Below are 348 nucleotides of genomic sequence, written 5' to 3'. Positions count from 1 at the left end.
GTAGACTTCTATCTCATCCACAAAATGGAGAGTTCTGACTTTATCCCGGGCAATGTCCTCCAGAATTTCGAGGCGGAACATTTCCCTGCCCAGGGAGAGCAGAGCGCCGGTATCATTATCGAAAAGGCCTTCTGATGCCTGATGGACCAGGAGGGTTTTCCGGAGATTGTTCCATGTGAGCGCGACACGGTCCTCACAGCTCTCAGTGGCATCAGCAGCAACAGCGAAAGACTGCTGTCGAAGCTCCGCAGAGGCACTGAGTTTTTCCAGCCATGCAGCGACCTGTTCACGGAATCCGGAGGTATTGCGTGCAGAGACGGTATCGGAAAGGCGGTCAAGGAACGCGGA

1 protein-coding gene is annotated in these 348 nt (G+C 54.3%); it reads right to left on the bottom strand.

Features of this window, described 5'->3' with window-relative positions; genetic code table 11:
- Window positions 1-348 (bottom strand): NEL domain-containing protein (locus ACUU1M_RS20715; RefSeq protein WP_214284592.1); only part of this gene is annotated, 348 nt, incomplete at both ends.

This window comes from Shigella sp. SIG6 (assembly GCF_053555815.1).
The sequence above is the reverse complement of the archived record's forward strand: the minus strand, read 5'-3'. Positions and strand labels throughout refer to the sequence as shown.